A 13,331-nucleotide genomic window follows, 5' to 3' on the forward strand; every position below is an offset into this window, starting at 1 on the left:
TATTCCCAAAATCCACACTCTATAATTTTTGAATTTGTGCAAATTCCAATTCTACCGGAGTTTCCCTACCAAACATATTAACATGAACTTTTACTTTATGCTTGTCTGTGTCAATATGCTCGATCGTACCAGTGAAATTAGCAAATGGACCTTCTGTTACCTTAACGCTTTCTTTCACTTCAAAATCTATCTCTACAGTCGGTTCATCCATACCCATCCGCTTCAATATCGTTTCTACTTCTTCAGAAAGTAGCGGGATTGGCTTTGAGCCTGACCCAGTGGAACCTACAAACCCTGTAACGCCCGGCGTATTTCTTACTACGTACCATGAATCATCAGTCATCACCATTTCTGCTAATACATAGCCAGGGAAAACCTTCTTTTTCGAAACTTTTTTCTTGCCGTTTTTTATTTCTGTTTCTTCATCCTCAGGAACTAGCACGCGAAAAATTTTGTCTTCCATCCCCATGCTTTCTAATCGTTTTTCTAAATTTGCCTTTACTTTGTTTTCATAACCAGAATACGTGTGAACAACATACCAATTTTTTTCCATCGTTCAGGACAATCGCTTGCCCTTCCCTCCCTTTATCGTATATAGAATAGATAATTCCTAAGCAATTTTACATCGACTGTATGTAAATTATTTTTTTCCAATTTAAAAAACCCGATAAACGGGTTTTGGGTAAATGTCTTATTATCCATCATTATAGCATAAACTTCCAATAATTATTCAAAAAATAAATTAAGAATTTCAGTAATCCCGAAGTCTACTACGCCAAAATACACTGATACGAATGCCACTGTAGCTATAACGGTAATTGTATAACGAGTTAGTTGACGTCCGTTTGGCCAACTTACTTTTTTCATTTCTCTGGAAACATTTTTCAAGAATTTAAAGATATTCATCCTTGGACCCCCAAACTTATCCGTAAATCAGGTTTGATAGTTATTTCGTCTCTCGATGCAACGTATGTTCGCCACACCTCTTACAATATTTTTGAGCTTCCAAACGCTCTGAGTTGTTAGAATTATTTTTATCCGTGCTATAATTTCTGCTTAAACATGCTGTACAAGCTAACACTACTTTTTTTCTCATGTCATTCCCCCATCAATCTGCGTTCAAAAAGGTGACGAATTAGCCACAAGAATGTCGAGGCGGTAAAAGTCCCCCGCGTCCGCAGTGTAGGTTTTTTCCTACACGAGATAAGGAAAAGTGTTTTCCTTTTCCATAACCGGAAAGATGAGAAAACTCTAGGGTTGTCACTCCTATTAATTTAGCATGCTTGGATAAGCATGTCAACGCATTCTTTTATCTTCAAACCGTCGATTCAAATCAATCAAATGGTTGTTAAAAAGTAATCTCACTAACTTCTAGATATCGCTCTAACTTTCGTTTTACTCGTTGCAAAGCGTTATCAATAGATTTTATATGGCGATTTAACTCTTCTGATATTTCCTGGTAAGTTTGTCCATCTAAGTATAGCGCAAGCACTTGCCGCTCTAGCTCACTTAATAATTCGGACATTTTAAATTCCATATCACCGAATTTTTCCTGATTGACAATCAGTTCTTGAGGATCTATCATTTTAGAACCAGCAATTACATCTAGTAACGTCCGGTCAGATTCATCATCATAAATTGGCTTGTCCAATGATACATAAGAATTTAATGGAATATGTTTTTGTCTTGTTGCCGTTTTTATAGCAGTAATAATTTGACGGGTCACACACAACTCTGCAAAAGCCTTGAATGAGGATAGTTTGTCACCGTTATAATCACGGATAGCTTTGTATAAGCCAATCATACCTTCTTGTATGATATCTTCACGATCCGCACCAATTAAAAAATACGTTCTTGCCTTTGCACGCACAAAGTTCTTGTATTTATTAATCAAAAAATCTAACGCTTCACCTCGACCTTGATGTACCAATTGACAAAGTTGATCATCTTCAAGTGCTCCCAAATCTAATTCCTGATTATCTGTTTCCTTGTGCATGGTGCCCACCTCAGGATTCCTCCCGACTTATCGCCGTAGATATATAAAATTATTATACAGGAATTGATTGGTAACCGTCAACAAAGCATCGCTGTCTATTTATTGCCACGTCGCCATTTTTCAAACACTTCTAATATGTCCTCGCTTATCGGAATCTTCGAATTTGCATGCACTTTTTTATAGTTTTCGACGTCGGTTCGAATATCTTTTTCTATATTATTCATCTCAATTTGAAGCTCTCTAGCTGACTTGCGCAGTGCTCCCTGCGCAAAGATTGTTCGTTGTTCCGCGTAATCAGAAGTTGCTACATATACTTGCGTTTTTACATTTTTCACACCTTTTATTAATTTTTCTATGCATTCATCCGCCGTTTCGTTTTCTTTTGTAAAAATTACTTCCACCTTATAACTTTTCTGTTTCGTTTCTACACCCCGTACATAATACGCATCAAATACGACAATTACGCGACAGCCTCGGTAAGATTGATATTCAGCCATTTTTTCTATCAATATATTTCTCGCTTGATCTAAGTCACTATCTTTTAACCGCTTTAACTCTTCCCATGCCCCTATAATGTTGTATCCATCTACGATTAAAACAATCATGTTCTATTCACCAATCGGATATCGTTTCCGATACACTTCATACATTAGTAAACTCGCTGCAACCGAGGCATTGAGTGAAGATACCTTCCCTACCATAGAAAGCCTTACTGTCCAATCACATTTATCTCTGACGAGTCGGCTCATACCTTTCCCTTCATTTCCAATTACTAATGCAATCGGCATACTCCCATCAAGTTGACGATAATCCTCTGTTCCTTCCGCTTCCGTTCCTACCACCCAAACATTTCTCTGTTTTAACTCATCAATGGTAGATGCGATGTTCGTGACTCTGGCAACTGGTATGTATTCAATTGCTCCTGCTGAAGTCTTGGCAACTGTCGCCGTTAAGCCCACCGAACGCCGTTTCGGAATAATCACGCCATGTACGCCTGTAGCATCAGCTGTCCGTAAAATCGATCCCAGATTATGAGGGTCTTCAACCTCATCCAATATCATGAAAAATGGCTGTTCGTTTTTGCTTTCGGCAATTGCAAATAAATCCTCCAATGAGGCGTACTCATACGCTGCAACCGCGGCCGCAATACCTTGATGATTGCCACTAACTAATTGATCAATTTTTTTCTTAGGTACCCTTTGCGCAGTCGTGCCGCTTTCTTTGGCTAATGCTTGCAGTTTATTGGCCAATGGTTGATTTAGTTGATCTGAAATTAGTAATTTATTAATAGAACGTCCTGATTTTAAAGCTTCCATTACAGGGTTTTTTCCAATAATCCATTCATCATTCATATACTCATCCCCTTTCTTCTACGAATTTAATTGCAGCTTCTATCAGCTCTTCCAGCCTTGTTTGTTGACCTAATAAATAATGATAGCCGATTAACGCCTCAAAGCCAGTACTGTATCGATATGTTTGTACATCAGTGTTCTTCGGAACAGAACCTGATTTTGCATTTCTGCCCCGACGTACAACACTTGTTTCTTCTTCTGTTAATTGCTCTTGGTCTAGCCAATGACGAAGCACTTTTGCTTGTGACTTAGCAGAAACAAATCGAATTGCAGCTCCGTGCAACAGCTGTGGTCTAACGTTTCCTTCTTTAATTAGATGTTCCCTGACATAAATCTCATAAACAGCATCACCCATATAAGCAAGCGTTAAACTTTTCATTTGTTTGACATCTACTGCCATCACTACACTCTTTTCCAACGGGTCCCTTGAGCGGTATCCTCAAGCACTATATTTTTATCTTTTAGCTTATCTCTTATTTCGTCTGCTAAAGCAAAATTACGATTTTTTCTCGCTTCAATCCGGTCTTGAATCATTGCATCAATCTCTTCATCCAACAAATCTTCTTGTTGAACTAGTTGAATACCTAAAATCTCCATTAACGACGACAAGGTTGATTGAAATTTTTCAATAACTTGTTCTGATGTTTGTTTGGATTGGAGATAGAGATTTGCATCCTTCGTGATATCAAACAGAACAGAAATAGCATTGGCTGTATTAAAATCATCATCCATTTCATCAGTAAACCGTTGCTCATAATTATCGATTTTTTCTAACCATGATTGTATATCTTTATCTAAATTCGTACTAGATTGCTTTCTATGCTCTAAATTCTGGTACGCATTAACAATACGGTCCAAACTATTTTTCGCCGATTCTAATAACGAATCACTGAAGTTAATCGGATTGCGATAATGGACACTAAGCATAAAGAAACGGATGACTTGTGGATCGTGTTTTTTCATTAAATCATGTGCAAGCACAAAATTACCAAGTGATTTTGACATTTTTTCATTGTTAATATTGATGTAGCCATTATGCATCCAATAGTTCGCGAAGTGTTTTCCTGTGCTAGCTTCCGATTGGGCTATCTCATTTTCATGATGAGGAAAAGTTAAATCCTGTCCCCCAGCATGGATATCAATAGTCTCGCCTAAATATTTCTGAACCATAGCAGAACATTCGATATGCCACCCCGGTCTACCTTCACCCCATGGGGATTTCCAGGCGATTTCTCCTGGCTTTGCTTGTTTCCACAAAGTAAAATCTAGCGGGTCATCTTTCTTCTCCCCAACTTGAATTCGTGCTCCGGAACGCAAGTCCTCTACAGATTGGTGAGACAGTTTACCATAATTATCAAATGAACGTGTCTTAAAATATACGTCTCCAGCCGCTTCATAAGCATGCCCTTTTTCAACCAAAGTCTCAATAAATGCAATGATATCATCCATTGTCTCGGTTACTCGTGGATGATGATTCGCTATCTTTACACCTAAAGCATCAACATCTGCTAGATATGCATTGATAAACCGTTCAGAAACGTCTTGAACCTCTTCCCCTAATTCATTTGCCGCTTTAATGATTTTGTCATCTACATCAGTAAAATTCATTACATAGTTTACATCATAACCACGGTATTCTAAGAAACGTCTTACGGCATCAAAAACAATTGCCGGCCTGGCATTACCGATATGAATATAGTTGTATACAGTAGGACCACATACATACATTTTCACCTTACCCTTTTCGAGCGATTGAAAGGGCTCTTTTTTTCTTGTAAGTGTATTATAAATGTTGATCGTCATTAGTATTCACTCCTTTTAATTCGTTTACTTCTTTCCTAAGTTTATTAATTTCGCGTTCCATTTCCTTTAATATCTCAGAAACCGGATCAGGCAATTTATGATGGTCAAGATCATTTCTAACACGCTCACCATTTTGAACAACGACACGTCCAGGTATACCTACAACAGTTGAGTGGGAAGGAACATCGTGCAATACCACCGAACCAGCACCTACTTTGGAGCTTTCCCCAATCGTAATTGACCCTAACACCTTAGCGCCGGTAGCTACAAGTACATTATCTTTCAGTGTCGGATGACGTTTACCTCTTTCCTTGCCTGTGCCACCTAAAGTAACTCCTTGAAAAATAGTCACATTATCTCCTATTTCACATGTCTCACCAATCACAACTCCCATGCCATGATCGATAAAAAAGCGCTGGCCAATTTTGGCACCTGGATGTATTTCAATACCTGTTAAAAAACGACTGATTTGCGAAATGATTCGTGCCAGAAAGAAAAACTTCTTTCTGTAAAAAGCATGGGCGAGTCGGTGGGCCCATATCGCGTGTAACCCGGAATACGTTAATATAACTTCAAAATAAGTGCGCGCTGCCGGGTCTTGATCAAAGACAACATTCACATCTTCCTTCAACATTCTAAATAGACCCACACCATCCATCCTCCTCGGCTTTGTACTTTAATAAAAACTTTTTACGTAAGATTTATTGATTTTTAGCGTTCGTAATTTATCTAGTATCCGACGTAGTGCATCATCGTGTGCTAATCCGGCGCTGTGGAAAAACACGTCCTTTCCCGTCGGAGTGGCGTATTTTTCCACATCTTAGGCTAGTTTTCTGTTCCACACCTTTTATGAAGCGTAGGCCCTACACTTTGACTCCTGCGGGACTAGTGGCGTAAGTGAGACCCCGGAGCGCGAAGGCGCGAGGAGGCTCACTAGCCCCCCGCGGAAAGCAAAGTGTAGGGACGGAGCGGTGCACATGTAAGATCATTAAGCAACTAATTACTACGCCAGATATTACTTCTTTTGTACAAGAACACCAATCTTTTAGAAAACTGCCTAATAAAAAAGCGCAAGTGCCTCCGTGTTATAAACACAGAGACGCTTGCGCGCGGTTCCACTCTGTTTGGGAACTAGTATCCCCAACTCCAGTCTCTAGGTAACGGTAGAGAATTCCGCCCTTATCTACTAACTTCAATAAAGGACTCTAAGGTGCATTTCAAAAGTAATTGCTTAAAATCACTTCCAGCCAGTGGTGATTTTCTCTGCATAAGCACGTTACTTCTTACTTCTCCTCATCAACGTTCTAATTTGTAGTAATACTATATTATATTTAACGATTTTTGTGAACTAATTCGTTTTAGATTTTTTCAATTTGGTCCTTTTCATAATACTGACTTTATCCATTCGCATCCCCAAACTATATGCGGATGCATACAGCAGTGTAAGGAAGTTATGAAATGGACTCAATTGCTGCTTTTAGTCTAGTTTGCACCACATCTTTACCAAGTAAATGAATCGCATTTGGAAGCTCTGGTCCATGTACCTGACCTGTGGTGGCTACACGGATCGGCATAAACAATTTTTTACCTTTTTGTTTCGTTTCTTTTTGTGTTGCTTTAATTTGCGCTTTAATAGTATCCGGTGTAAATTCGTTATCCTCTGAAAGTTTGTCAGAAAATACTTGAAGCACTTCTGTTACTTGTTCTTCTTGTAACACTTGCATTGCTTCCTCATTATAATCAATTTCTGTTTTAAAGAAAAGCTCTGTTAATTCCACAATTTCTTGTCCGTAACTTAATTGATCTTTGTATAGTCCAATTAACTCAAGTGCCCATTCCCGCTCATCATCACTCATTTGCTCTGATACTTTACCAGCATCTATTAAGTGTGGCAAGCTCAGTTCAATAACCTTGTCCATGTCAGCTGCTTTGATGTACTGGTTATTCATCCACTTCAATTTCTGCGGATCAAATATTGCCGCGGAGGTAGATAAGCGTTCTGGATCAAACATTTCCTTAAATTGCTCACTAGTGAAAATCTCTTCTTCTCCAACCGGAGACCATCCAAGTAGGCCAATGAAATTAAATAATGCTTCCGGAAGATACCCGAGATTTTTGTATTGCTCAATGAACTGCAGAATATGCTGGTCCCGCTTACTAAGCTTCTTACGGTTTTCATTTAAGATCAACGTCATATGGCCGAATTGAGGTGCTTCCCAACCGAATGCATCATATACCATCAATTGTTTAGGTGTATTAGAAATATGCTCTTCACCACGTAATACGTGTGAAATTTTCATCAAATGGTCATCGATCGCAACAGCAAAATTATACGTCGGAATCCCATTTTTCTTAACGATTACCCAATCACCAAAATCACTAGAATCAAAGGTAATATTCTCACGTACAATGTCCTTGAAACGATATGTTTTACCCTCAGGAACGCGAAAGCGAATACTAGGCTGCCTACCTTCATCTTCAAATTGTTTTTCTTGGTCAGCAGTCAGATTTCTATGTGCACCTGAATACATCGGTACTTGCCCATTCGCCTTTTGTTCCTCACGCTCTGCTTCTAACTCTTCTTCGGTCACATAGCATTTGTATGCTAAGCCGCGCTCAAGCAATTCATCAACATACTTTTTATAAATATCAAGACGCTCCATTTGGCGATACGGGCCATAATCCCCGCCAACATCAGCACCTTCATCCCACTCAATACCAAGCCATTTCAAATAGCTAAGCTGGCTTTCCTCGCCGCCTTCAACATTACGCTTTTGATCCGTATCCTCAATCCGGATGATAAATTTACCACCCAAATGTTTTGCAAATAAAAAATTAAATAATGCTGTACGTGCGTTTCCAATATGTAAGTGTCCAGTTGGACTAGGCGCATAACGTACTCTAACTTCGTTTCCCATCATTATTACCCCTTTTCATTATTTACTCGAGCCTTATTACTTGCTTTGCAATAAAACGACTGCCTGACAAGCAATTCCCTCGCCTCTACCTGTGAAGCCTAATTTTTCGGTTGTTGTTGCTTTGACGTTAATTTGTGTGACTTCAACACCCATTATGCGTGCTATGTTTTCTCTAATTTCACTGATATATGGTGCCATTTTCGGTGCCTGGGCGATCAATGTGCAATCTAAATTCCCCAAATGATAGCCTTGTTCACCCACTAGCATCATCACATGACTAAGCAATGTCGCAGAATCTGCATCTTTATACTTTGGGTCTGTATCAGGAAAATGTTTACCGATATCTCCCTCACCTATTGCACCTAAGCAGGCATCTGCAATTGTATGTAGGAGTACATCAGCATCTGAATGCCCTAGCAAACCTTTTTCAAATGGAATCTCTATACCACCAATAATACATTTTCTACCTTCTACTAATTGATGGACATCAAATCCTTGTCCAATTCGAAACATCAGATTAGCTCCTTTAGTCATTCATTTTATCTCTCAAATAGGTGTCTGCTCTATGTAAATCTTCTGGTGTTGTTAATTTTATATTGTCATAGCTTCCTCGAACAATAGCAACCTCTTTGCCTAAGCGTTCTACTAACGATGCATCATCTGTTCCTAAGTAATCCTCGTTTATTGCTCGCTCATGTGCATCATAGATAACATCGAATCGGAAAGCCTGTGGTGTTTGTGCGGCCCAAAGCGTTTGACGATCCAGTGTATGTAACTGACTACCAACGCGTTGCTTTATCGTATCTGTCACGGGAACAGCAAGTAAAGCAGCATATTTTTCCTGCGTTACTTGTGCGAGTCGATGTAGTGCATCAATTTCAATGAACGGTCTTGCTCCGTCATGGATAAAAACAATAGCCTCTGGGTCCTTGATTTGTTTAAGTCCAAGAAACACACTGTTTTGTCTAAAAGCACCGCCTTCTACAAGTGTAATAGGTTTATTGAAGCTATGCTTATTTAAGAGCTGCTCCATTCGTTGTTTCTCTTTAGGATTGACAACTAATATAATTTCTTTGCACCATGTATCTTTTTGAAAAACATCCAGTGTATGGATAATTAATGGCTTACCACCAATGGCAAGAAACTGTTTATTATCACCGGCGTTCATGCGCTTCCCTTCACCAGCAGCTAATGTAATTGCGATATATTCAATCATATTGATCTACTCCGATGCATATAGTTATAGTAAAGGAAGCTTGTACACCAAATCCTTTAAGAGGTTGTTCAAAAAGTCCGCTTTTTATCACGAAGCCTATTCAAGATGTATCACGCTTCGAATATTGGATTCAGCCGAAAAATCCGGTCCTCACGTAGCTTGTGACTACGCTCCGGTCCTCTTTTTCTAGCTTCATCCAATCTTCTCGGTGCTAAAAACCGAACTTTTTGAACACGCACTTTAAAACTCATTTCTTTACAAAACAAAAGCGATAACTATATGTTATCACTTTTGTTTTTCACATTATAATTTATACCTTTTTTACAGTGCTTTTTCAAGTAATTTCGGCTTTGCAAATATCATTCTACCCGCAGAAGTCTGTAAAACACTCGTAATTAGCACTTCAATTGTTTTACCAATATAATCTCTGCCTTCTTCTACAACGATCATCGTTCCATCATCGAGATAGGCAACACCTTGGTTATGTTCTTTACCGTCTTTTATAACCTGAACAGATAATTCTTCACCAGGTAGTACAACCGGTTTAACAGCATTTGCTAAATCATTAATGTTGAGCACTTGAACATTTTGAAACTCACAAACTTTATTTAAGTTAAAATCATTCGTAACCACGATACCATTAATGACTTTCGCAAGTTTGACAAGCTTACTATCTACTTCTTGTATTTCTTCAAAATCACCTTCATAGATTTCAACATTCACTGTTAATTGTTTTTGCATTCTATTTAGTACATCTAGGCCTCTTCTTCCGCGATTACGTTTCAATACATCAGATGAATCTGCTATATGCTGCAGTTCCTCCAGCACGAATTGTGGAATGATGACAGTACCTTCTAGAAAACTTGTTTGACAAATATCTGCTATTCTTCCATCAATAATAACGCTTGTATCCAAGATTTTTGCTTTCGGCAGTAGTTCTTCCTCTTCTTCTGAACCATCCGCATGCTTTTTCTTATCTTTTTCCTTCTTGGCTATCGTTAGTAGATTTAAAAATTCGTCTCTTCTTTTAAATCCAACCTGAAAACCAAAGTAACCTAATAAGAACGTTAGAAATATCGGTACAATCTGTAATACTGGAATTGGCGGAATTACCATACTAATTAAATATGCAATTACTAAACCTATAATAATACCTAGGCTTCCAAATAATAGATCGGCCACCGGCGCCTTCACTAACGTTTCCTCTACCCAACGAAAGAAATTAGCTACATAATCCACTGCCCAAAACGTTAATAAGTATAAAATAATAGCACCTAAAACTAGGCCTAATGTAGATTCAATCCAAGCCATACTAGTAATTTCTAATAGACCAATTAAATCTGTCACATATAAATACCCTATCGTTCCACCTGCAATAATGATAAACAGTTGTATGATTCTTTTTAACACTTTGGTCACCTCCTACACTCAGTATTTCCAAATTTATATAAATTAACACATTGTATTAGCAAATCTTATTAATATAAAGTAACATATTCCACATACCCAGTCAATTTTAAGCAAATTTTAAATTTTACCACAAATACAATGTTAAGTCAATTTTTGACGCAGTTTAGATATGTCTGTCGATAAATAATTGTTCTTGAATTCGATTCAATCCATTTTTTATTTTCTCAGCTCTAACTTCGCCTACACCATTTACTTTTACAAGGTCTTGGGGCGATGCTTTAACAATCTCATTTATATAACCAAATTTTTCAATAATATAATCAATAATCAACGTAGGTAATCTCGGGATCTTATGCATAATCCGGTAACCTCTTGAAATAATCGTGGTATCCATTTTAGCATTCGTCGGATAACCAAGTAGTTTTGTTATATGGATGTCATCCATTAGATCTGTACGAGATTCATCTTGAATTTTAGATAAAATATAAAAAGGGTCATTTTCTTCACTGCAGCGATAATCTTTTATTAATAAGATAGTTTCCCCTTCGAGATTGGATACCAATTCAGTCAATTGTAATTGGATTAATCGTCCTTCAGTCCCTAACTCGTTAATATAGTTTAATATTTCTGTTTTTATTCGTAATACCATTTCTATCCGATGGATTACTTGAATTACTTCCGAAAGCGTAACAAGATCCTCGAACTCTAAGGCTCCCAAATCAGTAATTCCTTGATCCAATACATTTTTATACTTCTCTAATGTTTGCATTGCTTGGTTAGCCTTCGTTAAGATGACGCCAATGTCTTTAAGCGCATAACGAATGTTGCTTTTATATAACGTTATTACATTTCGGCGTTCAGAGATTGCAACAACAAGGTTCTTTGTTTGCTTGGCTACACGTTCCGCTGTACGATGACGCATACCAGTTTCTTTAGATACAATCGATGGCTCTGGCATAAGTTGAACATTTGCATATAAAATAGTCGTTCCGTCATCATTTAGAACAATCGCTCCATCCATTTTTGCCAATTCATACAAACTGGCTGGTGTACACGGCGCATTTATTGCAAAGCCACCATCAATAATGCTAGCCATTTTTTCATTATTGCCAATCACGATTAATCCGCCAGTTTTTGCTCGCAGAACATTTTCGATTCCTTCTCTAATTGGAGTTCCTGGTGCCACAAATTTTAACATGTCACCGATATCTGTCTGCTTTATCTCCTGTAACTCCATCTAACTTCCTCCCAATGATGCCTTCAATGCTTGTTGAACTGTACTAATACCTATTACTTCAATTCCATCGGGTGGCGTCCAACCTTCCAAATTTTTACTTGGAATAATCGCTCGCTTAAATCCTAGTTTAGCCGCTTCTTGCACACGTTGATCAATTCTAGATACCCGTCTAATTTCACCTGTAAGCCCTACTTCACCAATTAGTACATCATCAGGTCGTGAAATCTGATCTTTAAAACTTGAAGCAATGCTTACTGCAATGGCTAAATCAATCGCAGGTTCATCTAGTTTCACCCCGCCAGCAACCTTGACATATGCATCCTGATTTTGTAAGAGCAAACCTACCCTTTTTTCCAATACCGCCATTAATAATGGTACGCGATTATGATCAATTCCTGTTGCCATTCTTCTAGGGTTCCCAAAACTCGTTGGAGATATGAGTGATTGTATTTCAACTAACACAGGCCTGGTTCCTTCCATCGATGCGACTACAGTTGAACCAGCAGCGCCTTGCGATCTTTCTTCTAAGAAGATTTCAGATGGATTGAGCACTTCACGTAAACCTTCTTCTTTCATTTCAAAGATACCCATTTCATTTGTACTTCCAAACCGGTTTTTTACACCTCGCAAAATTCGAAACGTATGGTGACGTTCCCCCTCAAAATACAAGACAGCATCTACCATATGTTCTAGTAAACGTGGTCCAGCAATTGCTCCCTCTTTGGTAACGTGACCGACAATAAATATCGGGATGTTTTTGCTCTTTGCAACTCGCATTAACTCACTCGTACACTCTCGTACCTGGGACACACTTCCTGGTGCACTTGAAACATCTTCTTGAAATATAGTTTGAATCGAGTCAATAACAACAAATGATGGTTCTAATTGTTCTATTTGATTAACAATCTCCAATAAATTGGTTTCAGATAATACATATAAATTCTCAGATTTTACTCCTAATCGATCTGCACGAAGCTTCGTCTGTCGGACCGATTCCTCTCCAGAAATGTATAGTACTTTGAGGTCTCGACTAGCAAGCTGATCTGATACTTGTAAAAGGAGGGTTGATTTACCAATCCCTGGATCTCCACCAACTAGAACTAAAGAACCTGGGACGATACCGCCACCAAGTACACGATTAAATTCAGGCATAGATGTTGTAACGCGTGGTTCTTGTTCAGACTGTATTGAAGTTATTTTTTCCGGTTTTCTATTCTGGTCCGTTGTTCCCACTGTATGTCGAAATGTCTGCTTTAATGCAATTGTTTCCTCTGTTAGTGAGTTCCATTTACCACATCCGGGACATTTACCCATCCATTTTGGGGCTTCGTAACCACATTCCTGACAAACAAATTTTGTCTTTCTTTTTGCCACCTATATCGCTCCCTTAATACCTGTA

The 13,331-nt window shown here is 38.4% G+C and carries 16 protein-coding genes and 1 other annotated feature; all 16 genes read right to left on the reverse strand.

Features of this window, described 5'->3' with window-relative positions:
• Nucleotides 1-19: 19 nt before the first annotated feature.
• Entirely contained in the window at nucleotides 20-553 is a 534-nt protein-coding gene (gene nusG, locus ACI6MV_RS16690) for a transcription termination/antitermination protein NusG (RefSeq protein ID WP_407271461.1), read from the reverse strand.
• Nucleotides 554-726: 173 nt separating this feature from the next.
• Nucleotides 727-906 (reverse strand): preprotein translocase subunit SecE, encoded by a 180-nt coding sequence (secE, locus tag ACI6MV_RS16695; RefSeq protein ID WP_407271462.1) that lies wholly within the window; start codon nucleotides 904-906, stop codon nucleotides 727-729.
• Nucleotides 907-946: 40 nt separating this feature from the next.
• The gene (rpmG, locus tag ACI6MV_RS16700) at nucleotides 947-1,096 is read right to left on the reverse strand and encodes a 50S ribosomal protein L33 (protein ID WP_407271463.1); all 150 of its coding nucleotides are present in this window, start codon (nucleotides 1,094-1,096) and stop codon (nucleotides 947-949) included.
• Nucleotides 1,097-1,348: 252 nt separating this feature from the next.
• Nucleotides 1,349-1,996, reverse strand: coding sequence for an RNA polymerase sporulation sigma factor SigH (gene sigH / locus ACI6MV_RS16705; protein ID WP_407271464.1), 648 nt, complete (start codon nucleotides 1,994-1,996; stop codon nucleotides 1,349-1,351).
• Between the two features lie 95 nt (nucleotides 1,997-2,091).
• Entirely contained in the window at nucleotides 2,092-2,601 is a 510-nt protein-coding gene (locus tag ACI6MV_RS16710) for an NYN domain-containing protein (RefSeq protein ID WP_407271465.1), read from the reverse strand.
• Between the two features lie 3 nt (nucleotides 2,602-2,604).
• Nucleotides 2,605-3,348, reverse strand: coding sequence for a 23S rRNA (guanosine(2251)-2'-O)-methyltransferase RlmB (rlmB, locus tag ACI6MV_RS16715; RefSeq protein ID WP_407271466.1), 744 nt, complete (start codon nucleotides 3,346-3,348; stop codon nucleotides 2,605-2,607).
• Nucleotides 3,349-3,352: 4 nt separating this feature from the next.
• Nucleotides 3,353-3,748: a Mini-ribonuclease 3 gene (locus ACI6MV_RS16720; RefSeq protein ID WP_407271467.1), complete on the reverse strand. Its 396-nt coding sequence runs from the start codon at nucleotides 3,746-3,748 to the stop codon at nucleotides 3,353-3,355.
• 2 nt (nucleotides 3,749-3,750) lie between these two features.
• Nucleotides 3,751-5,151, reverse strand: coding sequence for a cysteine--tRNA ligase (gene cysS / locus ACI6MV_RS16725; RefSeq protein WP_407271468.1), 1,401 nt, complete (start codon nucleotides 5,149-5,151; stop codon nucleotides 3,751-3,753).
• Nucleotides 5,132-5,785, reverse strand: a complete 654-nt coding sequence (gene cysE, locus ACI6MV_RS16730) for a serine O-acetyltransferase (RefSeq protein WP_407271475.1) — start codon at nucleotides 5,783-5,785, stop codon at nucleotides 5,132-5,134. The genes cysS and cysE overlap by 20 nt, the downstream gene beginning before the upstream one ends.
• Before the next feature lie 458 nt (nucleotides 5,786-6,243).
• Nucleotides 6,244-6,460, reverse strand: a binding site (T-box leader).
• A 142-nt stretch (nucleotides 6,461-6,602) separates the two neighbouring features.
• Complete coding sequence (gene gltX / locus ACI6MV_RS16735) at nucleotides 6,603-8,069, reverse strand: glutamate--tRNA ligase (RefSeq protein ID WP_407271469.1); 1,467 nt, start codon at nucleotides 8,067-8,069, stop codon at nucleotides 6,603-6,605.
• A gap of 36 nt (nucleotides 8,070-8,105) precedes the next feature.
• Nucleotides 8,106-8,582 carry a 2-C-methyl-D-erythritol 2,4-cyclodiphosphate synthase gene (gene ispF / locus ACI6MV_RS16740; RefSeq protein WP_407271470.1) on the reverse strand — a complete coding sequence of 159 codons (477 nt, stop codon included), beginning with the start codon at nucleotides 8,580-8,582 and terminating at the stop codon, nucleotides 8,106-8,108.
• Nucleotides 8,583-8,595: 13 nt separating this feature from the next.
• Nucleotides 8,596-9,282, reverse strand: coding sequence for a 2-C-methyl-D-erythritol 4-phosphate cytidylyltransferase (gene ispD, locus ACI6MV_RS16745; RefSeq protein ID WP_407271476.1), 687 nt, complete (start codon nucleotides 9,280-9,282; stop codon nucleotides 8,596-8,598).
• 113 nt (nucleotides 9,283-9,395) lie between these two features.
• On the reverse strand, nucleotides 9,396-9,536 hold the full coding sequence (locus ACI6MV_RS16750; RefSeq protein ID WP_407271471.1) for a hypothetical protein: 141 nt from the start codon (nucleotides 9,534-9,536) through the stop codon (nucleotides 9,396-9,398).
• A 70-nt stretch (nucleotides 9,537-9,606) separates the two neighbouring features.
• Nucleotides 9,607-10,695 carry a PIN/TRAM domain-containing protein gene (locus tag ACI6MV_RS16755; RefSeq protein ID WP_407271472.1) on the reverse strand — a complete coding sequence of 363 codons (1,089 nt, stop codon included), beginning with the start codon at nucleotides 10,693-10,695 and terminating at the stop codon, nucleotides 9,607-9,609.
• Between the two features lie 163 nt (nucleotides 10,696-10,858).
• On the reverse strand, nucleotides 10,859-11,932 hold the full coding sequence (gene disA, locus ACI6MV_RS16760) for a DNA integrity scanning diadenylate cyclase DisA (protein ID WP_407271473.1): 1,074 nt from the start codon (nucleotides 11,930-11,932) through the stop codon (nucleotides 10,859-10,861).
• Nucleotides 11,933-13,306 carry a DNA repair protein RadA gene (radA, locus tag ACI6MV_RS16765; protein ID WP_407271474.1) on the reverse strand — a complete coding sequence of 458 codons (1,374 nt, stop codon included), beginning with the start codon at nucleotides 13,304-13,306 and terminating at the stop codon, nucleotides 11,933-11,935.
• Nucleotides 13,307-13,331 lie beyond the last annotated feature (25 nt).

The organism is Radiobacillus sp. PE A8.2 (assembly GCF_045635475.1).
Taxonomy (GTDB): domain Bacteria; phylum Bacillota; class Bacilli; order Bacillales; family Amphibacillaceae; genus JBJGXI01.